Genomic DNA, 23,681 nt, shown 5'->3' with positions numbered 1-23,681 from the left:
AAGCTCGTAGAGGAAACAGGAGAAATAAGCGAAGATCTTTGGTACACCGACCGAGGCGTAATGAAAAAAAGAGAAACAAGCTTTTAGCGTCCACCTCTGAGACACCTCTTGAATGGACGACTTTGGACGCGGGTTTCGCTTTTTTTCATGGAGGCGGGCAGTGAATCCCACAGCTGGTGGGACAAGAAGCTGAGCGTTTTCTCCTGTTTCCTCCTCTCCCCAACAGCCGGACATAGTTTTCTTATGTTGTTGGCGTTTCTTCCCGATCCGTGAAGAGAAACTTGATGGCATATACCCCAAACAAGCCTACCAACGTATACACGATTCGACTTACGATAGACTCCGCTCCACCAAACAAGCTCGCGACCAAATCGAATTGAAACAACCCGATTAATCCCCAGTTCAGGGCACCGATGATAACAAAAAGCAAGGCCAAACGTTCCACATGGACACCCCCACCAAAAGAATAGGGACATTATTCCCATGTTTGCGCCGTTTTACAACAGGAATTCCGGGATCTTTAAGAAAGCTTTACATTCACAACATAATACGACAACATTCCCGCTGTATAGTTTGTACTTGTAAGAGAGAAAAAACAAACCGAACCTTTTAAGGAGGATTTTCATCCAATGAAAAAACTCAGCAAAATGTTTATTGCGCTGACATGTGTAGGGGCATTACTCGCGGGGTGCGGAAGCGGCAACACTGCGCAGACACAAACACCAGCACCAGCGCAACAACCAGCCCAGGAGCAAAGCAACTCTGGTTCGACAACAAAAACTTCCGGTGAACCTGTAACAGCAGTGGGTTCTACCGCTTTACAACCTCTGGTCGAGCAAGCGGCCAAGGACTTTATGGCAAAAAATGCAGGCGCACAAATCCAAGTACAAGGCGGAGGAAGCGGCACGGGCTTGAGCCAAGTAGCAAGCGGTGCAGCAACGATTGGTAACTCTGATATTTTTGCAGAAGAGAAAAAAGGCATTCCAGCAAACGAACTGGTAGACCATAAGGTAGCGGTTGTCGGTATGGCAGCAGCGGTAAGCCCGCAAGTAAAAGTGGACAACTTGTCCAAGCAACAATTGATCGACATCTTCACCGGAAAAATCACCAACTGGAAAGAAGTTGGCGGCGAAGATATGAAGATCACGCTGGTTAACCGTCCGAAATCTTCCGGAACTCGCGCGACATTCAGCAAATTCGCGTTGGATGGCAAAGAAGAAGCAGAAGGTATCACAGAGGATTCCTCCGGTACTGTTCGCAAAATCATTGCAGAAACACCAGGTGCAATTGGTTACTTGGCACTGTCCTACTTCAATGACACTGTAAAAGCTCTGAAATTGGATGGCGTGGAAGCAAACGCAGAAAACATTACAACGAACAAATATCCAGTATGGGCGTACGAGCATATGTACACCAAAGGTGAAGCAACTGGCGATGCAAAAGCATTCCTCGACTTCATCCTGACTGACGAAGTACAAAAGAAAACCGTTACAGAATTGGGCTTCCTGCCAATCACAGACATGAAAGTGGAACGTGATGCAGAAGGCAAAGTAACACAAAAATAAGCGTTATCGTCAACAGCAAAATAGAGGGGTAGGGGGGCCTTCCCCTCATTTTGCTTGCGTACAGTCGTTTTCTTTCCAGGAGGGAGAACATGAGCCATCGTACTGAAGGGGTAAATACAGAGCGTCAATCGATGATTGCGCAAAAAATGCTGACAACGAACAAGCGTCAAAAAACAGAGAATATTACTGGCAAAACCATCGCGATGATTTGTGCGGGTTTGCTCGTTATTGTCGTTCTATCGATCACCTATTTTATTGCTTCAAAAGGGCTGTCGACGTTCTTTGTCGATGGAGTAAGCTTCAAAGAATTTTTAACCCATGACAAATGGGACCCAGAAGGTGAACCCTCCGCGTATGGTGTGTTGCCCTTTATCCTCGGTTCGTTTTTCGTAACGGCATTGGCTGCTTTAATTGCCGCGCCACTCGGAATCGGCGCCGCTATTTTTATGACAGAAATCTTTCCTGGCTTCGGGAAAAAAGTATTGAAGCCGGTTATCGAGCTGTTGGTAGGTATTCCATCGGTGGTTTACGGTTATGTTGGACTAACTTTGCTTGTTCCATTTATTCGGGAACAATTTGATGTTCTTGGCTTCAGCTTATTGGCAGGGGGACTTGTTCTTGCCTTGATGATTTTGCCAACCATTACGAGTGTGGCAGCAGATGCTATCGAGGCTGTTCCGCAAGATTTGCGCAATGCTTCGCTCGCACTGGGTGCTACTCGCTGGCAAACCATTTGGAATGTCGTGTTGCATTCCGCGCTTCCTGGCTGTTTGACGGCCATTGTTTTGGGAATGTCCCGCGCTTTTGGAGAAGCTTTGGCTGTGCAGATGGTTATCGGTAACACAACGAAGCTGCCAGGCGGTTTGCTCGAACCGATCAGTACGCTCACTAGCGGTATCACATTGAACATGGGGAACACGATTCAAGGAACTCCGTATAACAATGCTCTCTGGTCAATGGCTTTGCTGCTCTTGGCGATGTCTTTCATCTTTATCGTGATTTTGCGCCTGTTGGGCAGAAAGAGGTTGGCAAAATAGATGAAAGCGAGACTGATGGACCGCGCTGCTACTGTTGTTTTGACACTGATTGCCGTACTGATTATCGGTACCTTGGTGGGACTATTGGGCTTCATTCTCTCGCAAGGTTGGCATAAGCTGAATCTCGACTTTTTGACCTCTCCGCCGGATATTGTCAATGCGGGTGGCGGGATTGGACCACAGCTTTTCAACTCGTTGTACTTGCTGGTCCTGACCATGCTGATCGCGTTGCCGCTCGGGATCGGAGCAGGCATTTATATGGCTGAATATGCGCCGGATAACAAGATTACACAGTTCATCCGCATGAGTATAGAAGTATTGTCTTCTCTTCCGTCTATCGTAGTTGGTTTGTTTGGATTGCTCGTGTTCGTAAATATGACTGGCTGGGGCTATACCCTGTTTGGTGGAGCACTTGCGCTGACGGTATTTAACCTGCCGCTCTTGGTTCGTGTAACAGAGGATGCACTGCGCAACGTACCACGCAGTCAAAAGGAAGCGAGTCTCGCGCTTGGTATTACCAAATGGCGTACCATCGTGTCAGTCATCCTTCCAGCAGCACTCCCAGGTATCATTACGGGTGCCATTTTGGCATCTGGTCGTGTATTTGGGGAAGCGGCTGCCTTGCTGTTTACGGCAGGGATGTCTTCACCGAATCTGGATTTCACCGACTTCTCGATGAACAGTACAACTTCACCTCTGAATCCGTTCCGTCCTGCCGAGACCTTGGCCGTGCATATTTGGAAGGTAAACAGCGAGGGGCTGACACCGGATGCACGTGATGTCGCAGATGGCGCGGCTGCTGTTCTGATTATTGCCGTCTTGCTCTTTAACCTTTCCGCTCGTTGGTTCGGGAATTGGGTTTACAAAAAGATGACGTCAGGATCAAACTAAGAAGAGGTAGGTGGCAGCCATGTCCGTACTGACCATGCAAGAAACGATCATTCAGACGAATAACGTGAATGTATACTACGGAGAGAAGCACGCCGTAAAAAATATATCAATGAATATTGAACGCAACTCCGTGACGGCCTTTATTGGCCCGTCCGGATGCGGGAAATCGACGCTTCTACGGAGCTTGAACCGGATGAATGATCTGGTTCCTTCTTGTCGAGTAGAGGGCTCCATTATTGTGGATGGTATCGACATTAACAACTCGCAAGTAAACATCGAGAGCCTGCGCCAAGTGGTAGGAATGGTTTTCCAACGAGCGAATCCATTTTTTAAATCGATTTATGAAAACATCGCATTTGCACCGCGTTTCCATGGGATGACCAATAAACGTGATTTGGACGAATTGGTTGAATCGAGCTTGCGAAAAGCAGCCCTTTGGGATGAGGTAAAAGATCGTCTTCGCGACTCAGCACTCTCCCTTTCTGGTGGACAGCAGCAAAGGCTTTGTATCGCGCGTGCAATTGCGATGCAGCCAACCATTTTGCTGTTGGACGAACCGGCTTCCGCTCTCGATCCGATCTCTACCATGAAAATCGAAGAGCTGGTCATGCAGCTAAAAGATGAGTATACGATCGTAATCGTTACCCATAACCTCCATCAGGCAGCGCGAATTTCTGAGAAAACCGCCTTCTTCCTGATGGGTGAGCTGATCGAGATGGATGAGACAGGGAAAATCTTCACATCACCTGAAAACGAAAAAACCGAGGATTATATTAGCGGACGTTTTGGCTAAGAGAGAATAGAAAAGCACAAGAAGCCCTCCCAAGCAAATCAGCTTGCAGGAGGGCTTCTTGTGCTTTTGGTTTCAGACTTTCCGCAAATATCGTGCATAAAAACCATAGTAGGAAATAAACAGACCCAAGAAAAAGAACGCGATGACAATGCCGTAGTCTTCGCTGGAAGCCTCATAACCTACAACAGCTTTTACACCATATTTGATAGCCATATAGATGAGGGCAAAAGCAAGTAAAAATCCATACCTGTACCATTTGCTTTGATGCTGCATGTTCTCGCTTTTGACCTTCATCCAGTATCGAACGTAACCGACTATCAAGCCAACAAAAAATATCGCCACAAACAAGTAACGCAGATAGTGGCTTTGATCAAAGACCTTGATAAAGGTTACGAGGGACATTGCTAGCAGTACAAATAGGGCAATGACATAAAAGTGAATGGAACGCTTATCCAAGGTCCAGACATCCCCTTTCGTAGGATAGGTTTGTGAAAAGTTCCCATTCACTTTATGATATCATGAATTTTTCAAAGAAGGGGTTGTTTCTCCCGCTCGGAAAAATTTGATAGTTTGCTCCAGATCCTCCACGATTTCTGTCAGGCGCAGGGAGTCATCGAGAAATTGTTCCGATAAGGATAGGCTTTCTTGATTGGCAGCTACGGCCTGCTGTGTGCCTGAAACTACTTGCTGTGCAGAGGCGGACAGATTGTCTACCCGCTGCGAAATGGCTTGGCTCTGTATCGAGATTGTTCCTGTGAGCATTCTGATCGATTCAAATTGAGCAGTCAACGCTTCACTGAGCTGGATCGTATTGTGGAAGATAGAAGCGGCCTGGTGCAAGGTTTGAATGCCATTTACAGTAGCATGATCGGTCGTTTGCAAGCAGGCAGCTACGTGCTCCATTCGTTCTTCCCCTGATTCAATTACCTTTTGAATACGGGCCGATGCCTCTTCCGTCTGGTCGGACAGCAAGCGAATTTCGTCTGCTACGACGCTGAAGCCGATCCCAGCTTGTCCAGCCCTGGAAGCTTCGATTCGAGCATTAAAGGACAAAAGCTTGGTTCGCTTGGAGATGGCAGAAATCAGACCGAGCATTTCGTTGATGTCACTCATGCTTTCTCTCATGGAGGACATGGCATGCATAGAAGCCTTCATATCCTCCGAGATATTGTGCATATTTTCTTTTAGCAAATCAATGGAGGTTGCTGCTCTGGCATTTTGCTGACGTGATTCCCGGCTCTGTACAATTGCTTTTTCCATGGAGTCAGTGATCCGAGACATTTCTTGCGTGATGTCGGCCATCGTGGCGTGAATATCATCGATCTGCTCCTGCTGGTTGTCCATTTCTTGGGCCAGCCGCTCTGTTACGGATACGACTTCTGACTGCATGGCGTGAGAATGGCGGGAGCCTTTTCCGACATGATCGGCTACTTGTTTGACGTCTGAGATGACGTACTGGATTTTACCGATGATCGTCCGGATTTGTTCACTCATTCGATTGAAGCTGTCAGCCAGCTGGCGAATTTCATCATTACTTTGAACGTGCATGGTTTGCAGCAGATCCCCCTCGCTAAAGGCGGACATTTTTTGTTGTGCTTCCTTAATCGGCTTGATGATTCGGCGAACATACACATACAACATGAGTGCGAGTGCAGCAAGTCCGACGAGTGAGACGGCCAAAATAGTTAACTGAAGGCGGCGAACCTCTTGCTTTACCTCGGATACCGACTGTGCGACGATCACTCCCCATTTTAGGGAGGGGTCAAATTGATAGGCGGCAAATGAGTCCACCTCATTGATCCTGCTCGGCTCGTACCCAGATTGACCAGCGATGACGTTTTGTACGATGGCCAGCTCGGAGAGAAGAGGGCGCTGCAACGCGTAGGATTGATCAGGATGAGCGACCAGCTTGCCTTGTTGATCAACGATCATGGCATACCCGGTTTCGCCCAGTTTAATCTGCCCGATTGATTCGCTCAGCTTCGGAACAGAGACGAATGCCACGACGACGCCTACTGGCTCCTCATCTTCATTGCGCAAAGGGAGTGAGACGGCAATTTTGGGAAACTCCGTCTTGGAAAACTGGAAGACATCTGAGACAAAAACCCCCTGCTGCGGTTGGTTCAATGCCCCCTCATACCAGTCCATTTTTCGCGGATCGTAGGAACTGTCGAGGGGTGATCCCGGAAAGGTCAAATACTTTCCGTCCGTGGTGACGATTTGTAATTCGGAAATCGTAGGATTGCTGGTAGACAAATCTGTAAAAATGCCAAAGATCTGACTGTTCGTGATCTTGCTGTTTTTATAAGTGGAAGCAAATGATTGCAAGGCGGTCACGATGTCATAGACCCTGCTATGTACCTTCTGTAGAGCTGCACCTGATGCTTCGTGTAATTGCTGCTTTGTTTTTTCATTGAGTGTGGCTTCGGATTGATAGCTGATGAAGAAAGCGGCAATTGCCATCATGCAGACAACCATGCCCATGATGCCTGCGAACAGCCTGGTGAAAATTGAACGATAATGAAACGACGAGTGACCCCATAGTTTTTTTATGTCTAGCATTAATTGTTCTCCCCTTATCAAAACGTTCAGCTTTATTGTAGGGGGTACCTAGAGGAGCGTATATGCTTTGCCAGCAAGATTTACCATAAATTAATGTAAGATGACCTATGTAAAAAGTCCTAAAACGAAATCTTTAACGAAACTTAATAAACTTCACACGGAAACCTAACATTGGTGCGCTATAGTGGGGAAGTAAAAAGACGTAACAACCACGAAGGAGCGAAGACCGTATGAGCGTTATTTCGGTGAGAGAGTTGAATCTCTTCTACGGTAATAAGCAAGCCCTCTATCATATAAATCTGGATGTAGAGTCTGATTCCATTACAGCCTTAATTGGTCCGTCTGGCTGTGGTAAATCTACATTTTTACGGACGTTGAACCGAATGAACGACTCTGTACCGAACACCAAAATTACGGGAACGGTAAAAGTCTTCGACGAGGATATTTATAGCTCCCGTGTAGAAGTTGAGCGACTTCGCAAAAATATCGGCATGGTGTTTCAGCATCCGAATCCATTTCCGAAAAGCATCTATGACAACATCACGTACGGGCCGAGACTACACGGCATGAATGATCGTAACAAGCTGGACGAGTTGGTAGAGACAAGCCTCAAGGCAGCAGCCCTTTGGGATGAAGTGAAGGATGTACTGAAAAAGCCCGCAACAGGGCTTTCCGGTGGACAGCAGCAACGCCTCTGTATCGCACGGGCACTCGCTGTTCAGCCACAGATCATTTTGATGGATGAGCCAACCTCTGCATTAGACCCGATTTCGACAGCCAAAATCGAAGAACTGTTGGAAGAGCTGAAGAACCGTTATACGATTGTAATCGTGACACACAACATGCAGCAGGCAGCACGTATTTCCGATAAGACTGCGTTTTTCTTGAATGGAGAGCTAGTCGAGTTTGACAGCACCCCGACGATCTTCCAAAATCCTCGTGACAAAAGAACAGAGGATTACATTACCGGACGTTTCGGATAATTCAATAGGCATGATGGTAAAAGAGCGGACTTTTCGAGGTCCGCTCTTTTTGATTTCCAAACGTTTATAAATGCAACCCAAACCTCTTTAACTCAATGAAAATACCTTCCAATCGTTTCCCTTTCTCCGTTAACGTATATTCCACACGCGGAGGGACTTCCGGAAACACCTTCCTTTCCAATATGCCGTGCTCTTCCAATTCCTTAAGTCTAAGCGACAGTGTTTTTGGACTAATCCCATCCATGGATTTCAGCAGGTCGCTGAAACGCAGCGTTCCTTCGATAAGCAGATCCCGAATGATTAAAAAGGTCCATTTGGTCCCGATTACGTCAAGCGTTTTGGCAATGGGGCAAGGTTGGCCTGGGGTTCCTTTGTTCAGTTCGATTGGTTCAAGAACGTTCATCGGAATATCCTCCAAAAAAATAGTAGGGTTTTTTGGCTATTATAGCGCAATAGTATCTTTTCGGAAACTATATGAATTTAATATCACTACTTCCATAAATGAAGTTACTGTCGTTACAATAGCAATGTGAACCGATACTTCCACTCTAAATAAGGAGTTGATTGGAACAATATGATTCCACGCACAAAAAGAATGAGTTCGATAGCTGGTATTGCTGTCATCTTCGGGACGATGCTGTTCACAACAGCATGCGCTACTGATTCGAAAACGTCTGCTTATGATAATCAAACGGCTGTGTTGTCCGCCAAGACAGACGTACAACTATTGAAGGATCTTCCACAACCCGTTTCGATGACGATTGATTCCTCGTTGGATTCAACGAAAGCTACTGAAATGGTACAGGCCGCTCAACGTTTCTACGGATTCTGGAACACGGGGAATGAGGAACTTATTTCACAAACCGTTTCTCCAAGTTTCATTGATAACACGTTGCCGAAAGGAAGACCTCAAGGTCCGGATGGCTTGTTATTTGCTTCTCGCAACTTCCGTAAAGCAGTTCCCGACTTGCAATGCAAAATTGAGGATTTACTGGTAGTGGGGGACAAGGTGACAGCTCGTCTTTCTTTTACGGGTACGAGCAAAGGCGAGTTTATGGGAAAATCTCTGACCGGGAAGCCCATTCAATTTATGGCAATCGATGTTTTGCGCATCAAGGATGGGAAGCTTGTTGAAGACTGGCACCTGGAAGACAATTTAACCTTTATGCAACAAATTGGTGTCGTAGCGGAAAATTGAACGAACTAACGTAAAGGAGATGTTAAAAATGAAAAAAATCCTTATCATCAATGGTCACCAAAAATATGGCTCATCGGAGGGGAAACTGAACCAAACCTTGATGGATCATATGGTGAGTTTGCTCGAAAAAGAGAACGATGTACGAACTACCATTATTCAAAACGGATACAAAGTCGAAGAAGAGCACCAGAAATTTCTCTGGGCAGATATGGTCATTTATCAAACACCCATCTACTGGTTCAGTGTCCCTGGGTTAATGAAAACATATATGGATGAAGTATATGCGTACGGTTTGTTTTTCAAGGGGGCTAATCAATACGGTAGAGGCGGTTTATTAACCGACAAAAAATATATGTTCTCCACGACTTGGAATGCCCCAGAAAAAGCATTTAACGATCCAACCCAATTTTTTAAAGGGGAAAGCCTTGAGGATGCAATTAGTCATTTGCACCGCGTACAGGAATTTTTAGGCATGCAACCTGTAAAGAGCTTTGCTTGCTATGATGTTATCAAAAATCCGCAGATCGACCGATTTGTATCCGAACTCGAGGCGCATCTCAAACAGGTATTGAGCTTCTAATGAAAATCTCACAGTAAAGGGGAAAGATCCTATCATGTTGCACAATCAAAAGATAGTCATCATCGGCGGAAGCTCCGGAATTGGTTTGGAGACAGCCAAACAGGCAGTAGCGCTAGGAGCAGAAGTGATCATTGCCAGCCGCTCCGAAGATAAATTGCAGAAGGCAAAAGAGAGTCTTGGCTCCAAAGCCTCGGCGTATACGTTAGATACCACCGATGAGGAGCAGGTTCAGGCCTTTTTTGAAAAAGTAGGTACGTTTGATCATCTGGTCGTCAGCGCAGCGGAAACATCAGGTGGTTCATTCCTTCAAACGGATACAGCCCAAGCGCGGAAGCTGTTCGACAACAAATTTTGGGGTCAATACTTCGCGGCGAAGTACGGAGCGCCGAAGATTTCAACAAACGGTTCCATCACCTTATTCTCCGGGGTTGTCGCCTACAAAGCGATGATTGGTTCTTCTGCCCTTGGCGCAGTCAATGCGGCGGTTTCGAATCTGGGGCAAACCCTCGCCTTGGAACTGGCACCAATCCGAGTGAATATCGTTTCACCTGGCATTATTGATACGCCATCACGGAGTAAAATGCCTGAAGATGTGCGCGAAAATTTCTATGCAACATTGGCAGACAAACTCCCTGTGAAGAGAGTTGGACAAGCGAAAGACGTCGCACAAAGCGTACTATACCTGCTCCAAAATAGTTTTGTTACCGGAACTGTACTTCATGTAGAAGGTGGCCACATTTTACTTTAAAGGATTCCATTACTTGACGTTTCAGATCATTTCAATTTGTAGTATGGTAGGAGAGCGGACTTTTTGAGGTCCGTTCTTTTTTGCTTTAGGAAAGGAGATACATGCGGTGGTTTGGATTTCATTCTTCCTTTTTCTGATTACGTTGACATTGGTTATCTGGCAACCGCGGGGGTTGTCGATTGGTTATCCGGCTGTCGGTGGAGCACTGTTGGCCTTGGCGATTGGGGTAGTCACGATCGGTGATGTTGCAGAGGTAACCTCCATTGTTTGGAATGCGACGCTCGCGCTAATTGGGATTATCATCATCTCGCTCGTATTGGACGAAGTCGGTTTTTTTGAATGGGCTGCGCTTCATATGGCCCGTTTTGCCAAAGGGAATGGGCGGTTGATGTTCGTTTATGTGATCCTGCTTGGTTCACTCGTATCCGCTTTGTTTACGAATGATGGGGCAGCCCTAATCCTGACGCCGATTGTGTTGGCACAGGTGAGGGCACTAAAGCTGGATGGGAAAACAGTTTTGGCATTTGTCATGGCGAGCGGGTTCATTGCAGATACGAGCTCTTTGCCCTTTGTGATTAGCAATCTGGTGAATATTGTTTCTGCTGACTATTTTGATATTGGCTTTGCTGCGTATGCGGCCAAAATGATCATTCCGACTTTGTTTTCGATTGGTGGAAGCCTGCTGGTTTTGTACCTATATTTTCGCAAAAGCATCCCAGCGCAGATTGACCTTTCCCATCTGAAAAATCCGGAGGAAGCGATTCGCGACCACAGAATGTTTCGCCTGGCGTGGCCGATTCTTGCGGTCTTGTTGATTGGTTTTTTTATTAGCGAGTCCATCCATACGCCCGTTTCTATCATCATTGCAGGGGCAGCCATCATTTTTTGTCTGGCTGCAAGAAAAAGTGAAGCGATCGCCATGCGGCGGATTATGAAAGAAGCACCGTGGGTAGTCGTTGTTTTTTCGATTGGCATGTACGTCGTGGTGTGGGGGCTGCACAACGCGAAATTGACTGACTTGGTCAAAGACGCCTTGGATTGGTTCATGGCGCATGGTTTATTGGCAACGACATTGGGAACAGGCTTTCTGGCTGCTGCTATTTCCTCTGTCATGAACAACCTACCGACAGTCATCTTCAACGCGTTGGCAATTGCAGGGACACAAGCAGATGGGGTGTTGCGGGAAGCAATGATCTACGCGAATGTGATCGGAAGCGATTTGGGGCCGAAAATGACGCCGATCGGATCGCTTGCGACCTTGCTCTGGTTGCACGTCTTGAGACGCAAAGACGTGACGATTACGTGGGGGCAGTATTTTCGGACGGGGGTTATTTTGACCGTACCGACATTGTTGTTCACCTTGCTCGGATTGTATTTGACATTGGTTTATTTTTCATAGGGATTGAAAAGCCTGCTGGCTAGTAGCAGGCTTTTTTCTATTCATCATGCTACTTGTAGTGAAATAGGCAGAATAGGACCTGACAAGGACGGAAAAAATAGGCGCAATGTACGTAAAAAGGAGGATGTTTCCATGTGGCATGGCTGGCCGATCGAACGCGTACTGATACTTTTTGCTGGGTTGGCGTTCGCCCTGATTGCGGTTCAGGTCACACTTTTTCACTCTAGACAAAACTTCCGCCATTGGGCAATGTGGATTCCCGTGCTTGAGCTCCCTGTATTTGCGGTTACTGCTATTGTTTTATCGTTTGTGAATGCGGGGTGGCTGCGTTGGGTGTTTGCCTTGATGATGGTAGTCGGCATGGTTGGTGGTTTGTACGGGGCCTATTTGCATACGGTCGGGGTTGGGCAGCGTGTGGGAGGTTATTCTCAAGGTCAAAATTTTCTCGTCGGTCCTCCTGTGATTCTTCCTTTACTGATCACGGCCATGTCTGCATTGGGGCTTCTTGCGCTGTTTTGGTAAAAATCGTTTTCAAAGGGGTGAGAGGACATGGAAAAGCCTAAACGTTACCCATCCTATGATGTTTGGGACCAGCATACAGAGTGGGATGCTCACACCAGGAAAGTGGTAGGCGCCAGACGAATGCCCGCGATTGCCAATCAATTTTTTACGAAGCCTGAATCCTTGCTCTTGCAGACAGTCGTAGGCGTATTGGTCAATGATCACCGTTTGGAAGTGCTGACCTATGTGGTGGAGCATCTGGATAATACGACGGCTAGTAATATCGGCGAATCACAGCGAAAGGTCGGAATTCCCCCCAAAAAAGAGTTCTATCGCTCGGGCTTGAAAGGGATTGATGCGGAGAGTCATGCCGCTTATGGAACTGATTTTGTTGCGTTGAAGCTAGACCAGCAAGAAGCCGTTCTTCAGCGCGTTGCGAATGGGGGCATTCAAAACCTGGAGGCGTGGAAAGGCTTTGCTCCAGCAGATTTTTTCAAGCGGTTGCTGCATGACACAGTCAGTGCTTACTATTCACATCCGTTAGTTTGGTCGGATATCGGCTATGGCGGACCCGCTTATCCGCGTGGCTATGTACGGGTGGAAAAAGGATTGACGGACCCATGGGAGGCGAAAACAAATGACGAGTCATGACCATCATACGATTACTCATCGCCCCACTCCTGTGGATCAAAGAAAATACGCCAATGACGCAGATGTATGCATCGTAGGTGCTGGAGCGGCAGGTGGCGTGCTGGCTTATGAGCTGGCAAAGGCCGGGTTGCGCGTTGTCGTACTGGAAGCAGGGCCGTTTTGGGACCCGCAACACGATTTTGCCAGTGATGAGCTGTCGATGCGGAGATTGGCCTGGCAGGAAACGAGGCTGGTAGCAGGCAAAGACCCACTGCGTTTGGGACATAACAACTCAGGACGGGGAATTGGGGGAGGCACCGTGCATTTTACGGGGGTGTTCCTGCGTTTCCACGAGAGTGATTTTAAGACAAAGACCGTAGACGGCGTAGGGGAGGACTGGCCGATTACGTATCAGGATCTTGCCCCGTATTACGACAAGATCGAACGGGAGATTGCGGTCTCAGGTCCCAATCATTTTCCATGGGGTTCCTTTCAAGGCCCGTATCCTTACCCCGTTCGGGAGCCAATCAGTGCCAATGCCCAACTGTTCCGGGAAGGGTGCGAGAAGCTGGGGATCGAGAGTGTGGTTGCGCCTCTGGCGATTTTATCGGGTCCTTTTGATGGACGTCCTCCCTGTATCAATCGTGGCTTTTGCAATCAAGGGTGCATGCCGAATGCCAAGTACAGCGGATTGATTCATCATATCCCCAAAGCGATAGCGGAAGGGGCAGAGGTACTGTCCGACTGCATGGTGACGGAAATTTTGATGGCAGGCGACCGGGTCAGCGGTGTGTTGTTTAACCATAATGGCTTGACGCACAAGCAGATGGCTCGTGTCGTCATTTTGGCCGGGTTTGTGGTGGAGACTCCCCGATTGTTGCTCAGTTCAGCGAATGCACAGTTTCCGCAAGGGCTGGCGAATTCGAGCGGATGGGTAGGAAAAGCAATTATGCCCCACTCCAGCCATGATGTATACGGACGGCTTCCGGAGGAGGTGCGGTTGTATAAGGGAACACCTGTCCTTGCCTTGACCCAGCATTTTTACGAGACAGACCGGGAACGAGGATTTGCCCGCGGATATACATTGAGTGCACACGGGTCACGTCCGGTCGCGATGGCGACTGCCATTGCTGCCGAGAGGGAAGATGGCTCGTATTTATGGGGAAAACAGCTTCGTGAGACCATGCTGGATTACAATATGTATGCGCGGATCACCTTGGTAGGGGAAGTGCTGCCTTATCCTGATAACAGAGTGACGCTTTCAGGTGAAAAAGATGAATACGGAATGCCGATTCCTACGGTGACGTTCAGTTATCAGGAGAACGACAAGCAGCTATACAAGCATGCCATTGGGCAAATGAACCGGATTATACAAGCGATGGGGGGGCAGCCAGAGCATGTGGTATCTGATACCGCTCATCTCATGGGGGGATGCCGGATGGGGAATGACAAGGAAACTTCTGTTGTGAATGAATACGGGCAGTCACATGACATACCCAATCTTTTCATAGCAGGCGCTTCTACTTTTGTTACCTCGAGTGGAAGCAACCCGACAAATACAGTCATGGCGCTGGCTGCGCGCACTGCAGACAAGATCATTGAGGCGATGAAAAAGCAGGATGTATAAGCAGGGTTCACATAACTTTTGCGTTCTATCTTCCCCATCATATAAGCCATATAGTATACTGATAAACAGATATGTAAGGCAAAGGTGGGTATCCTTATGGAAATGGATTTGATGCAGGTACTGTTTTTGTCAGAGACTTATAAGCTACTTGGTGACAAGACGCGCTTGACGATCATGGCTCTCCTGCAAGTACAGTCCTTATGTGTCCGTGATCTCGTGGAAATTTTGCAAACTTCCCAGCCTTCTGTTTCCCAGCACTTGGCTAAGTTGAAAACGCATGGTTTGGTCAAAGAGCGTAGGAAAGGACCATGGGTTTATTACTCCGTTAATACGGAATGCAGTCCTGAAGTGAAGCAAATTTTGTCTAACTTGCCGGACATGTCGCCAGTAGTCAAACAAAAATCAGTTGCAAGTGAACCTTCATTTGGCTGATCAGTCGTAAAAAGCGTTGGATCAATTGAGATCCAACGCTTTTTTTAGTTCTTCCTTGTCAAATCCATGGATGACAATTTGCTCGCCGTTTTCCTTTTCAATGTGGGTTACAGGTGTCATGCTGGCGCCTAACTGAATAGCTTCCTGGAAAAACGCCTCGTTTTGACGAATGTCTCTGTCTTCGAAAGCAATGTTGTTGGAAGTCAGCCACATTTTTTCTTCCTGACAAGGACCGCAAGTGACTTGGGTATAGATAATAACCTTGTGAGCCATACAGAATTGCCCCTTTCAAAAGCAGAGAGTAAAAGCCTTGCTCCTTCCAATATGAATGATCGGTCGAGACAAAGCAAGTAAACAACAGCATGATTTGGAAAAATGAGGATGGATACGCACATAGGGGGCTGTACAAATTATATTCAGTGACGTCGAGGAGGTGAATGTTAACGATGCCTAAACAAAACAGAGGTATGGGCCAAGCGAACCAAGCTAGCCAAGCAGCAAACACTGCGACTGAATTCGCAAGTGAAACAAACGCAGCAGAGGTTCGTCGTCAGAACCAACAATCTGCACAGCGCGCTGCTTCCCAAGGTACTGCGACTGAATTCGCAAGTGAGACAAATGTTGCAGAAGTTCGCCGTCAAAACCAACAATCGGCTGCACAACAATCTTCTGGCCAAGTTACTGAGTAGGAGCCAGCGGACAGAGCCCTCGCAATTTGCGGGGGTTTTATTTTTTACGTAAAGTCTATGCATGGAATGTGGTTTCTATCCTCGCACTTGCAAAAGCGTGGAAGTGGATGATACTGTGATTCGTAAATCAGCCCACTAGGAGGCAAGTGCTCATGATCATTGGAACAGGTGTAGACATTGTGGAAATAGAGCGCATCGCTACTTTGATAAAAAGACAAGAGAGTGCAATCAAACGCTTTTTAACCACAGATGAACAACAGCTCCTACAGGGAAAAGCAGAGACGAGACAGGCGGAAATGGTTGCAGGCAGATTTGCTGCCAAGGAAGCGGGAGCAAAGGCTCTGGGCACAGGCATTGGTGCTGTGCTCAGTTTTTTGGATATGGAAATCCTCCCGAATGATTCGGGAAAGCCCGTCATGACCATCAAGAACGAGGTGTACAGCAAGCTTGATCTTGACCCCGCTCGCGTTCATATTCATGTGAGCATTTCGCATAGCCAGACGCATGCGATTGCCCAAGTCATTGTAGAAGAACGATAGATGTTTGAAAAAACCGATTAACTTGTCTGCATATTGGGACGAGGATGGACATACATTTATATCGCGTAGATCAGGAGGGACTACCTGCTCTTACACAGGAAGGCTAAGTCTGTAGCCGATCCAAGCGATATATCGCCAACTTCGTAACCATTCGCAACTATTGACACGATGTGCGCTGCATGGGCGAGAGACTGACAGATTTCCCAGGAAATAGACAGGGATGCCCTTCTTTGTCGAAAATATTGACAAGGAGGAGTTCATTGAATGAAACGGGTAGCTTTACCACTGGTGTTATTGTTGGTTTTCACCCTGTTCCTCGGCGGTTGTTTCGGTCAGAAAACACCAGAAGATGTGGTGAGCGACCTGAACGGTGCACTGGGAAAAATGACTGGGTACAAGTCTCAGGCAGTTTTGACCATGCAGACAGGCTCTACCCCCATGGAGTACGATGTTCAGGTCTGGTATGAAAAGCCAACCAATTATCGGGTAGCTCTTACCTCAAAACAGCGTGGCATTACACAAATCATCTTGCGAAACAATGAAGGAGTCTTTGTACTGACCCCGCATCTGAACAAGAGCTTCCGCTTCCAAAGTGGCTGGCCTGAGAACAACGGACCGTTATATTTATACGAAACGCTGGCCAAGAGCATTATCGATGACACGGAGCGCCAAATGAAGATGGAAGAAAAACAGTATGTATTCGAAGTGAAAGCGAACTACAGCGGCAATCGTTCTTTGACCAAGCAAAAAATTTGGCTGACAGAAGATTTCAAACCGACGCACGCCGAAATTATGGATGCTAGCATGAATCCGCTCGTACGAATTGATTTCACTGATTTTTCGTTCAACCCTATGTTTGACAAAGACGCCTTTGACAAAGAGCGCAACATGACAACAAGCTCGTTGACAACAATCCCAACAATGGCACCAACAAATGGACAGGTCGTGAAACAACCGAACAGCCAATTCGGTGTCATCGTCCCTACGTATATGCCAGAAGGGGTTACGCAAGGAGATATCGAGCCCGTCACCCGTGATGGAGAGAGAAAGGTTATCCTGACCTACAAAGGAACCTACAACTACAAAGTAATCGAAGGGCGCCCGACGGCAGCATCTGTGTCGTATGAGCAAGGTATGCCTGTGAACCTCGGTTTTACGGTTGGTGTGCTTGCGCAGACAGGTGAAAATCAGCGACTTCTGACGTGGGAGCTCGACGGCATCGAATATACAATCGCTGGGGATCTCCCTGAGGAAGAAATGGTGAATGTCGCACAGTCGACATATGGTCTCAGCGCGAAATAAAAGCATGGGAGAGGGGACGGTGAATACCGTCCTCTTTTGTTTTTGCTTTAGAATGTAGCTGCTGTGGAGGGGAAGAAGCGCATTTCCAGTCTACGCTTCGGCCTACGCCCTGCAAGGGGTTAGACTGTCCGCTCCGGATTGAATGTCGGGAGCGCTTCAAACGTAGAAGTTTCGATGAAGTAGTTCATAAGTGAAGCTGAAATTCCCCGACATTCAATCCTACGCTCAGGTGGGCTCCAGAGGCGCTTGGACTGGAAATGCACTTCTTCCCAAGCAACTTTGTTCTACTATTTTAGAAACTCCCCCTGTTGATACATAAAGGAGAATCTTCCTAAGTTTTAAAGAAGCGATGAATCCAAAAAGCTGGCGAAAAGAAAAAGCACAGGGCTCGCAGACCTTGACAACGCCTACCCAGTCGGAACTTCAAAAAGAGGACCACGCTTGTCGAACACTTCTTCCTTGAGAAGCTTCCGCCCGTAGGGTGGCTTTGGCTCGACGGTCCTCTTTTTTGGAAGTGGAGACGGACAGTCAATCACCCTCGCTGGCGTGTCAGAGTCGAAGAGAACTGTGCTTTTTCTTTTCCTCCACCATGTTGACTCAAACCAAAATGCCCTTCATAGTTTTCTACGATTTTCCCTCAAGTTTTCCTTTTTTCTCAAACGGGAATCTAAAAATACCCATGTACACTTGGTCTTGTACCAAAGAACAAGCACACTACACGAGCAAAGACGAAAGGGTTGAGTGTACATGTTTAGCAAAACGAAAATGGGAATGCTGATGGGAACGATGGCAGTGGTTCTGAGTTTGGGTAGCATAGGCGGAGCAATGGCAGCCGATTCAGCAAAACCAACTTCATTGAATAAACCTGCAGAAGTAAAATTCAAAACGGGCAAGATGGGCCACCACGGTGGTGTGGGCCTCAAAGAAAATACAGAGCTTCTCTCTCTGTTGAAGCTGGATGCCGACAATCTGAAAGAAGAGCTTCAAGCAGGGAAAACACTCGCAGCAATTGCACAAGCCCAAGGAGTTGACTCCGCTGATGTCGTGGCACTTCTGGTTGACCAGCAAGAGGCCAAACTGAAGGAAGCAGTAGCAGCAGGCAAGCTGACTCAGGAGCAGGCAGATAAGCTGTCTGAAAATCTGAGCGATCGCGTAAAAGAGCAAGTAGAAAACGCGAAACCGGATAAAGGCTTTGGCAGAGGAGGCTTCATCGGTGGCTTCGAGAAAAACGAAGAACTGCTGACCCTCTTGAAGCTGGATGCCGATAAACTCCAAGAAGAGCTGAAAACGGACAAATCGCTGGCTGCCATCGCAGAGGCGCAAGGCGTATCCGTGGATGATCTGGTGGCTCTGTTGGTGAAACAACAGGAAACCAAGCTGAAAGAGGCGGTAACCGCCGGGAAGCTGACGCAGGAACAGGCCGACAAAATGAATGAGAATGCGAGCGAACGGGTAAAAGAAATGGTGCAAAACACGCATCACGGACGCGGACCGGGTAAAGGAATGGGCATTGAAAAAAATGAAGAACTGCTGTCCCTCCTCAAGCTGGATGCAGACAAGCTGAAGGAAGAGCAAAAAGCAGGAAAATCGTTGGCGACCATTGCCAAGGAGCAGGGCGTAGAAGTGGATGACGTCATCGAGCTCTTGGTAGGTCAGCACGAAGCCAAGCTAAAAGAAGCAGTAGAGGCAGGCAAGCTCACACAGGAGCAAGCAGATAAGCGCAGCGAGGAATTGACAGCGATCGTGCAAAAAATGGTGGATGGCAGCTTTGAAAAAGTCGTTTTCCCCAGACATGAAAAAGAGGAAAAAGACCAGGAGAAAACCATGTAGAAAAGTCAGCAGGTGGGAGCGAATCCCATCTGCTTTTCTATTTTCCTGGGATTGGTCGATGAGGGCCGATTTGTACACAAAAACCAACGTGTGAATGAGGTGAAAGGACAATCCGCGAATTGACACACAGCGGGAAAACACGATACATTCAGAGTAACTTATTGAATGAGGTGGCATGCTTTACATGAAGAAACCGTCTAACGAAGTTTTGTACCAGGAAGCATCGACCTACAAAGACATGCTCCTGCGAAAAAGCTGGAAAATGCGCATTAACGAGACTGTCATGTTTGTGCTGGGGATGATGATTCTCTCTCAATTTTTCCCGACCAATGACACGAGATTCAAAGTGCTTGTTTTTGCCATTGCCATTGCTGTTGTTGGATTATCTCCGTTTCTGTACAAATCGGTATTGCGTCCGGTGTACAAGCTGACCAAGACCCACCTGATTATCTCTATGTCAGGACAGGAAAAGAGCTACCCGCTGTCTGAAGTCGAGCAAATTTATGAAGGCCGTCATTTTTATCGTGTAGGCGGCAAAAAGGAATCACTGATGGTTTCCAGGCAATTTCTCAGTCATTTAAATGAACGCTTGTTTTACTATAAAAAAGGGAACAAGAGGAGATAGGAATGAAATCGTTTTGTCGTGACACTTGGGTAGAGGTTGATTTGGATGCCATCCGGGCGAACCTCGAGACATTCAAACGTCATTTGCCAGAAAAAACGGGTATTATGGCTGTTGTGAAAGCAGACGGGTATGGTCATGGTGCTGTCCATGTTGGAAAAGAAGCGTTGGCGAGCGGTGCAGATTCACTTGCAGTCGCATTGCTCGATGAAGCGCTTATTTTGCGGAGGGCAGGGATCACAGCGCCGATTTTAGTGTTGGGATACACACCTGTTGAATCCATTGTCACTGCAAGCGAGCTGGAAGTGGAGTTAACTGCTTACAGCGTCGAATGGATCACGGAAGCGAACGACATTCTTCAGAAAAATGATGACAAGCCGGTCGGGATTCATGTGAAGACCGATACAGGCATGGGACGTTTGGGCGTCCGGACAAAAGAAGATTTGCTTGCGGTTGTAGATGCCCTTGAAGAATGCTCAAAGCTTGAGTGGACAGGCATTTTTACGCATTTTGCCTGCGCGGATGAACCAGATACAACCCATGTGCGACGACAACACGACTTGTTTCAATCCTTTTTGCAAGTACTGCGTGAAGCAAATAAAACATTGCCGACCGTTCATTGCTGCAATACGGCTGCGGCTATCGCATTTCCCGATTGGGGGTATGATACGATTCGTTTAGGCATAGGTTTATACGGATTGTATCCTTCTTTGTACATGAAAGAACGTGCGGATGTCATTCTTGCCCCCGCCCTGGCACTCAAGACCAGAATTGCCCACGTCAAGAAGGCAGATGAGCCATTCACGGTCAGCTATGGTGCTACGTATGCAGCAAAGCCTGACGAGTGGATCGCAACGCTGCCGATCGGATACGCAGATGGCTATTCTCGCCTTTTGTCCAACCGCGGTGAGGTGTTGTACAATGGATCGCGCTACCCGATTGCAGGCAGAGTTTGCATGGACCAAATGATGGTCAGCCTGAATTCGACAGAAGCAGCGGTCAATGATGAGGTCGTCTTGTATGGTAAGCAGGGGGACGAGGAAATCTCCTTGGATGAAATTGCCGATTTGCTGGGAACAATCAATTACGAGGTGCCTTGTATGCTGAATTATCGAATTCCGCGCCTCTATTTACGCGACCAGAAAGTAACGGACGTCTTTCACCCATTGACGATGAAGCACTCGTCTTCGTGAAAATGTAAATAACTAGCAAGGAAATTCAGCAGGAATTTTCCCGTGGAACACGAATACTAGTTAAGCGAAAAAGCTGGCTTTTTTGGGTAAACGAAGTCTTCACCTGCACCTTTGGATTGTTTACACTCACGTTTTTTCACCGAAAAAGCGCACAGTAGGTATATTTTTGCAATGGATTCGACATAATGGTATTGTTCATATTGGCTGTTCTTTCAAGAACCAGCATAGCGGATGGAAGTTACGGTCATGGTTGGAGGTGGATTTGTCTTGTCGAAGTCAAACACGAAACGCATCATGATCAGCTTGCCACAACACTTGCTTCAGGAAGTGGATGGCGTTATTCAAAAGGAAAAATCCAATCGCAGCGAGTTTATTCGCCAAGCGATGCATTTGTATTTGAAAGAGCGAAAAAAACGCACAATCCGTGAGACCATGCAAAAAGGGTACATGGAGATGGCGAAGATCAATCTGAATATGGCATCGGAGGCTTTTGGCGCTGAAGAAGAGGCTGACCATACTCTTGTCCGCTTAGTTAGCGGGGTGTGACTGGTGATTGTCAAACGTGGCGATGTGTTTTTCGCGGACCTGTCCCCGGTCGTTGGCTCTGAGCAAGGAGGCGTACGGCCTGTTTTAGTCATTCAAAACGACATTGGAAATCGATTTAGTCCGACGGTCATCGTCGCTGCCATTACGGCGCAGATTCAAAAGGCGAAGCTGCCTACGCATGTGGAAATTGACGCAAAAACTTATGGATTTGATCGTGACTCCGTTATTCTGTTGGAACAAATACGAACCATTGACAAACAACGTCTCACTGATAAAATTACGCATCTCGATGACGAGATGATGGATCGGGTTAATGAATCCTTGCAAATCAGTTTAGGACTCATTGATTTTTAACGTGTGAAAAAAGATCAGACCATTTGATAGGAAAAGCCACTTGAGTGAAGCAAGTGGTTTTTTGCTGTCAAATTTGCAGGGATTTCGCAGGTACACATCGAACTGTTCGAAAAGAGAATATCAGACAAAATGTGACACAATATGATTTATTTTTCGAGGTAGAGAAAAAACTCATTTCTACCTACCAAGCGAGGCGGAAGGGGTTTTTTTGGTTGTGGCAGACTATTCTCCTGAGACAATCAATATAGAACAAGAATCAGACATCGTGACGGCGCGACAAGTGGGGCGAAATATGTCGAAGTCGTTTGGCTTTGGCACGATCACGCAGTCCCGCATCGCCACGTCAATCTCTGAATTAGCTCGCAACATTTATTTGTATGCGGGTACGGGGACGATCACCATTTCGCCGATTGAGCGCGAAGGAGTGATCGGCCTGCAAATAATAGCACATGACAGCGGTCCAGGGATTCCTGATATCCGCCAGGCATTAGATGATGGCTATTCGACTTCGGGTGCCCTCGGGGCCGGATTGCCGGGTGTCAGGCGCATGATGGATGAATTTGAGATCCACAGTACCCTGGGAGAAGGGACGCGTGTCGTTGTTGTGAAGTGGAGCGATTAAGCAAAGGAGGAATGAGATAGATGGTAACCCGGAGCTTCCAGGAAGAGTATGTCAAAATTCTTCGGGATTACCTGAGTGCTCAAGGGGAGGACCAGCTTTATGGAGCCCAGCAGTTGGGCAAATGGATGCTTTCTCAAGATATTTCACCAGAAGAAATAACTGATTTGCATGCGCAAGCGCTTGAGCAGCTTGGGGAAGTGCCAGAGTTTGTGCGCTCCTCCTTCTCCATTTTGACAGAGGTCATGATTGAATATGGGAACGAGCACCGATCCGTAAATAGCTGGCGGAATCGGCATCAACAGATGGAATCAGAAATAGCCGTGGCCAAAGCGATGCAGCAATCCCTTTTGCCAAGTGAAGTTCCGGTCTACCCAGAGCTGGAGATTGGCGTAGTGAGTATTGCCGCGAAACAAATCTCGGGCGACTATTACGACTTCATTGAGCAAAGTGACGGGCGTTTTGGCGTCGCTATTGCAGACATTACCGGAAAAGGAATGCCTGCTGCGATGTGTATGTCGATGGTGAAATATGCAATAGACAGCCTTGGACAAATGGAGCTGGGTCCCGATGAAATGCTGCACCATTTAAACCGGATCGTGGGAAGAAATATTGATCCGAGCATGTTTGTGACGATGCTTTTTGGCAGTTACGACTCAGTGGAACACTGTTTCCGTTATGCGATGGCAGGACACGAGCCAGGATTTTTGTACAAGTCGGCGGAAGGAAAATTTTACGATCTCGAAGGGCGAGGGAATGCACTCGGTTTATGCCCAAACAGTGAATACCAGGTTCAGGAGATTTATTTAGAAATAAATGATGTTCTGATTCTTCTGACGGATGGTGTAACAGAATGCAAAAATAACCGATATTATTTGCAAAGGGAAGAGCTTGTACACCATTTGCAAAAAGAGGTGGGCGAATCTGCCCAAAAGATGGCAAACGGCCTGTACAATAGACTGCTTCTGCTCTCCCAATTTAACCTGCTGGATGATTACACCATGATTGTACTTCGAAGAACCTAAGCAACATACGGGGGGA

At 47.3% G+C, this 23,681-nt stretch carries 28 protein-coding genes; 23 read left to right on the top strand and 5 right to left on the bottom strand.

Annotation, left to right across the window (positions count from 1 at the left end):
- Positions 1-241: 241 nt before the first annotated feature.
- Positions 242-445, bottom strand: a complete 204-nt coding sequence (locus KB186_RS27235; RefSeq protein WP_048036205.1) for a DUF378 domain-containing protein — start codon at positions 443-445, stop codon at positions 242-244.
- Positions 446-629: 184 nt separating this feature from the next.
- Here KB186_RS27235 and KB186_RS27230 point away from each other — a divergent pair, with 184 nt between their 5' ends.
- The 4 genes from KB186_RS27230 (at position 630) to pstB (KB186_RS27215) (ending at position 4,286) form a co-directional block, all read left to right on the top strand.
- Positions 630-1,565 carry a phosphate ABC transporter substrate-binding protein gene (locus tag KB186_RS27230; RefSeq protein ID WP_232774754.1) on the top strand — a complete coding sequence of 312 codons (936 nt, stop codon included), beginning with the start codon at positions 630-632 and terminating at the stop codon, positions 1,563-1,565.
- Positions 1,566-1,654: 89 nt separating this feature from the next.
- The gene (gene pstC, locus KB186_RS27225; protein ID WP_007721130.1) at positions 1,655-2,602 is read left to right on the top strand and encodes a phosphate ABC transporter permease subunit PstC; all 948 of its coding nucleotides are present in this window, start codon (positions 1,655-1,657) and stop codon (positions 2,600-2,602) included.
- Complete coding sequence (gene pstA / locus KB186_RS27220) at positions 2,603-3,493, top strand: phosphate ABC transporter permease PstA (RefSeq protein ID WP_047073983.1); 891 nt, start codon at positions 2,603-2,605, stop codon at positions 3,491-3,493.
- A gap of 19 nt (positions 3,494-3,512) precedes the next feature.
- The gene (pstB, locus tag KB186_RS27215) at positions 3,513-4,286 is read left to right on the top strand and encodes a phosphate ABC transporter ATP-binding protein PstB (RefSeq protein ID WP_173611915.1); all 774 of its coding nucleotides are present in this window, start codon (positions 3,513-3,515) and stop codon (positions 4,284-4,286) included.
- 72 nt (positions 4,287-4,358) lie between these two features.
- Here the strand turns inward: pstB (KB186_RS27215) and KB186_RS27210 are convergent, their stop codons facing one another.
- Both KB186_RS27210 and KB186_RS27205 read right to left on the bottom strand, forming a co-directional pair.
- Positions 4,359-4,742, bottom strand: a complete 384-nt coding sequence (locus tag KB186_RS27210) for a hypothetical protein (protein ID WP_232774753.1) — start codon at positions 4,740-4,742, stop codon at positions 4,359-4,361.
- Positions 4,743-4,802: 60 nt separating this feature from the next.
- Entirely contained in the window at positions 4,803-6,848 is a 2,046-nt protein-coding gene (locus KB186_RS27205; protein WP_173611917.1) for a methyl-accepting chemotaxis protein, read from the bottom strand.
- Positions 6,849-7,078: 230 nt separating this feature from the next.
- On the opposite strand from KB186_RS27205, the gene pstB (KB186_RS27200) reads away from it, so the two are divergent.
- Positions 7,079-7,831 carry a phosphate ABC transporter ATP-binding protein PstB gene (gene pstB, locus KB186_RS27200; protein WP_012684227.1) on the top strand — a complete coding sequence of 251 codons (753 nt, stop codon included), beginning with the start codon at positions 7,079-7,081 and terminating at the stop codon, positions 7,829-7,831.
- Positions 7,832-7,895: 64 nt separating this feature from the next.
- Here pstB (KB186_RS27200) and KB186_RS27195 read toward each other — a convergent pair whose 3' ends face one another.
- Positions 7,896-8,234, bottom strand: coding sequence for a winged helix-turn-helix transcriptional regulator (locus KB186_RS27195; protein ID WP_007721121.1), 339 nt, complete (start codon positions 8,232-8,234; stop codon positions 7,896-7,898).
- Between the two features lie 171 nt (positions 8,235-8,405).
- Between KB186_RS27195 and KB186_RS27190 the strand changes: the two genes are divergently transcribed.
- The 8 genes from KB186_RS27190 (at position 8,406) to KB186_RS27155 (ending at position 14,946) form a co-directional block, all read left to right on the top strand.
- Complete coding sequence (locus KB186_RS27190) at positions 8,406-9,029, top strand: ester cyclase (protein ID WP_173611918.1); 624 nt, start codon at positions 8,406-8,408, stop codon at positions 9,027-9,029.
- Between the two features lie 28 nt (positions 9,030-9,057).
- On the top strand, positions 9,058-9,609 hold the full coding sequence (locus KB186_RS27185) for an NAD(P)H-dependent oxidoreductase (RefSeq protein ID WP_221869251.1): 552 nt from the start codon (positions 9,058-9,060) through the stop codon (positions 9,607-9,609).
- A gap of 34 nt (positions 9,610-9,643) precedes the next feature.
- Positions 9,644-10,357, top strand: coding sequence for an SDR family oxidoreductase (locus KB186_RS27180; RefSeq protein WP_232774752.1), 714 nt, complete (start codon positions 9,644-9,646; stop codon positions 10,355-10,357).
- Positions 10,358-10,463: 106 nt separating this feature from the next.
- Positions 10,464-11,756, top strand: coding sequence for an arsenic transporter (locus KB186_RS27175; protein ID WP_173611921.1), 1,293 nt, complete (start codon positions 10,464-10,466; stop codon positions 11,754-11,756).
- Positions 11,757-11,888: 132 nt separating this feature from the next.
- Entirely contained in the window at positions 11,889-12,278 is a 390-nt protein-coding gene (locus KB186_RS27170; RefSeq protein ID WP_007721110.1) for a hypothetical protein, read from the top strand.
- A gap of 27 nt (positions 12,279-12,305) precedes the next feature.
- Positions 12,306-12,908, top strand: a complete 603-nt coding sequence (locus tag KB186_RS27165; RefSeq protein ID WP_232774751.1) for a gluconate 2-dehydrogenase subunit 3 family protein — start codon at positions 12,306-12,308, stop codon at positions 12,906-12,908.
- Positions 12,895-14,514: a GMC family oxidoreductase gene (locus KB186_RS27160; protein WP_232774750.1), complete on the top strand. Its 1,620-nt coding sequence runs from the start codon at positions 12,895-12,897 to the stop codon at positions 14,512-14,514. The genes KB186_RS27165 and KB186_RS27160 overlap by 14 nt, the downstream gene beginning before the upstream one ends.
- A 96-nt stretch (positions 14,515-14,610) precedes the next feature.
- Positions 14,611-14,946 carry an ArsR/SmtB family transcription factor gene (locus KB186_RS27155; protein ID WP_047074001.1) on the top strand — a complete coding sequence of 112 codons (336 nt, stop codon included), beginning with the start codon at positions 14,611-14,613 and terminating at the stop codon, positions 14,944-14,946.
- Between the two features lie 21 nt (positions 14,947-14,967).
- On the opposite strand, the gene KB186_RS27150 is transcribed toward KB186_RS27155, so the two are convergent.
- Positions 14,968-15,219 (bottom strand): glutaredoxin family protein, encoded by a 252-nt coding sequence (locus KB186_RS27150; RefSeq protein WP_173611924.1) that lies wholly within the window; start codon positions 15,217-15,219, stop codon positions 14,968-14,970.
- Between the two features lie 173 nt (positions 15,220-15,392).
- Between KB186_RS27150 and KB186_RS27145 the strand changes: the two genes are divergently transcribed.
- The 10 genes from KB186_RS27145 to KB186_RS27100 all read left to right on the top strand — a co-directional run bounded on the left by KB186_RS27145 (position 15,393) and on the right by KB186_RS27100 (position 23,665).
- Positions 15,393-15,635: a gamma-type small acid-soluble spore protein gene (locus tag KB186_RS27145; RefSeq protein ID WP_173611925.1), complete on the top strand. Its 243-nt coding sequence runs from the start codon at positions 15,393-15,395 to the stop codon at positions 15,633-15,635.
- A gap of 152 nt (positions 15,636-15,787) precedes the next feature.
- Positions 15,788-16,174, top strand: a complete 387-nt coding sequence (gene acpS, locus KB186_RS27140; protein WP_221869255.1) for a holo-ACP synthase — start codon at positions 15,788-15,790, stop codon at positions 16,172-16,174.
- A 264-nt stretch (positions 16,175-16,438) separates the two neighbouring features.
- Positions 16,439-17,476 carry an outer membrane lipoprotein-sorting protein gene (locus tag KB186_RS27135; protein ID WP_173611927.1) on the top strand — a complete coding sequence of 346 codons (1,038 nt, stop codon included), beginning with the start codon at positions 16,439-16,441 and terminating at the stop codon, positions 17,474-17,476.
- A gap of 747 nt (positions 17,477-18,223) precedes the next feature.
- Complete coding sequence (locus tag KB186_RS27130) at positions 18,224-19,306, top strand: hypothetical protein (RefSeq protein WP_232774749.1); 1,083 nt, start codon at positions 18,224-18,226, stop codon at positions 19,304-19,306.
- A 184-nt stretch (positions 19,307-19,490) separates the two neighbouring features.
- Positions 19,491-19,931, top strand: coding sequence for a hypothetical protein (locus tag KB186_RS27125; protein ID WP_047074011.1), 441 nt, complete (start codon positions 19,491-19,493; stop codon positions 19,929-19,931).
- Between the two features lie 2 nt (positions 19,932-19,933).
- Positions 19,934-21,121 (top strand): alanine racemase, encoded by a 1,188-nt coding sequence (alr, locus tag KB186_RS27120; RefSeq protein WP_173611929.1) that lies wholly within the window; start codon positions 19,934-19,936, stop codon positions 21,119-21,121.
- A gap of 246 nt (positions 21,122-21,367) precedes the next feature.
- Positions 21,368-21,667, top strand: a complete 300-nt coding sequence (locus KB186_RS27115) for a CopG family ribbon-helix-helix protein (RefSeq protein ID WP_007721089.1) — start codon at positions 21,368-21,370, stop codon at positions 21,665-21,667.
- Between the two features lie 3 nt (positions 21,668-21,670).
- Positions 21,671-22,021, top strand: coding sequence for a type II toxin-antitoxin system PemK/MazF family toxin (locus tag KB186_RS27110; protein WP_005830205.1), 351 nt, complete (start codon positions 21,671-21,673; stop codon positions 22,019-22,021).
- Between the two features lie 208 nt (positions 22,022-22,229).
- On the top strand, positions 22,230-22,643 hold the full coding sequence (locus KB186_RS27105) for an anti-sigma regulatory factor (protein WP_173611930.1): 414 nt from the start codon (positions 22,230-22,232) through the stop codon (positions 22,641-22,643).
- 20 nt (positions 22,644-22,663) lie between these two features.
- A complete protein-coding gene (locus KB186_RS27100; protein WP_173611931.1) occupies positions 22,664-23,665 on the top strand; it encodes a PP2C family protein-serine/threonine phosphatase in 1,002 nt (333 codons plus the stop codon).
- Positions 23,666-23,681 lie beyond the last annotated feature (16 nt).

Source organism: Brevibacillus sp. AF8, assembly GCF_021270385.1.
Lineage (GTDB): Bacteria > Bacillota > Bacilli > Brevibacillales > Brevibacillaceae > Brevibacillus.
The sequence above is the reverse complement of the archived record's forward strand: the minus strand, read 5'-3'. Positions and strand labels throughout refer to the sequence as shown.

Bases quoted from the DNA above. Each gene is read 5' to 3' on its own strand.
- KB186_RS27170 (WP_007721110.1), top strand. From the start codon at position 11,889: ATGTGGCATGGCTGGCCGATCGAACGCGTACTGATACTTTTTGCTGGG.
- KB186_RS27145 (WP_173611925.1), top strand. From the start codon at position 15,393: ATGCCTAAACAAAACAGAGGTATGGGCCAAGCGAACCAAGCTAGCCAA.
- KB186_RS27155 (WP_047074001.1), top strand. From the start codon at position 14,611: ATGGAAATGGATTTGATGCAGGTACTGTTTTTGTCAGAGACTTATAAG.
- KB186_RS27195 (WP_007721121.1), bottom strand. From the start codon at position 8,234: ATGAACGTTCTTGAACCAATCGAACTGAACAAAGGAACCCCAGGCCAA.
- KB186_RS27230 (WP_232774754.1), top strand. From the start codon at position 630: ATGAAAAAACTCAGCAAAATGTTTATTGCGCTGACATGTGTAGGGGCA.
- pstA (WP_047073983.1), top strand. From the start codon at position 2,603: ATGAAAGCGAGACTGATGGACCGCGCTGCTACTGTTGTTTTGACACTG.
- KB186_RS27100 (WP_173611931.1), top strand. From the start codon at position 22,664: ATGGTAACCCGGAGCTTCCAGGAAGAGTATGTCAAAATTCTTCGGGAT.
- KB186_RS27160 (WP_232774750.1), top strand. From the start codon at position 12,895: ATGACGAGTCATGACCATCATACGATTACTCATCGCCCCACTCCTGTG.
- pstC (WP_007721130.1), top strand. From the start codon at position 1,655: ATGAGCCATCGTACTGAAGGGGTAAATACAGAGCGTCAATCGATGATT.
- pstB (WP_173611915.1), top strand. From the start codon at position 3,513: ATGTCCGTACTGACCATGCAAGAAACGATCATTCAGACGAATAACGTG.
- KB186_RS27150 (WP_173611924.1), bottom strand. From the start codon at position 15,219: ATGGCTCACAAGGTTATTATCTATACCCAAGTCACTTGCGGTCCTTGT.
- KB186_RS27115 (WP_007721089.1), top strand. From the start codon at position 21,368: ATGGTTGGAGGTGGATTTGTCTTGTCGAAGTCAAACACGAAACGCATC.
- KB186_RS27125 (WP_047074011.1), top strand. From the start codon at position 19,491: ATGAAGAAACCGTCTAACGAAGTTTTGTACCAGGAAGCATCGACCTAC.
- KB186_RS27185 (WP_221869251.1), top strand. From the start codon at position 9,058: ATGAAAAAAATCCTTATCATCAATGGTCACCAAAAATATGGCTCATCG.
- alr (WP_173611929.1), top strand. From the start codon at position 19,934: ATGAAATCGTTTTGTCGTGACACTTGGGTAGAGGTTGATTTGGATGCC.
- KB186_RS27165 (WP_232774751.1), top strand. From the start codon at position 12,306: ATGGAAAAGCCTAAACGTTACCCATCCTATGATGTTTGGGACCAGCAT.
- KB186_RS27180 (WP_232774752.1), top strand. From the start codon at position 9,644: ATGTTGCACAATCAAAAGATAGTCATCATCGGCGGAAGCTCCGGAATT.
- KB186_RS27135 (WP_173611927.1), top strand. From the start codon at position 16,439: ATGAAACGGGTAGCTTTACCACTGGTGTTATTGTTGGTTTTCACCCTG.
- KB186_RS27130 (WP_232774749.1), top strand. From the start codon at position 18,224: ATGTTTAGCAAAACGAAAATGGGAATGCTGATGGGAACGATGGCAGTG.
- pstB (WP_012684227.1), top strand. From the start codon at position 7,079: ATGAGCGTTATTTCGGTGAGAGAGTTGAATCTCTTCTACGGTAATAAG.
- KB186_RS27190 (WP_173611918.1), top strand. From the start codon at position 8,406: ATGATTCCACGCACAAAAAGAATGAGTTCGATAGCTGGTATTGCTGTC.
- KB186_RS27205 (WP_173611917.1), bottom strand. From the start codon at position 6,848: ATGCTAGACATAAAAAAACTATGGGGTCACTCGTCGTTTCATTATCGT.
- acpS (WP_221869255.1), top strand. From the start codon at position 15,788: ATGATCATTGGAACAGGTGTAGACATTGTGGAAATAGAGCGCATCGCT.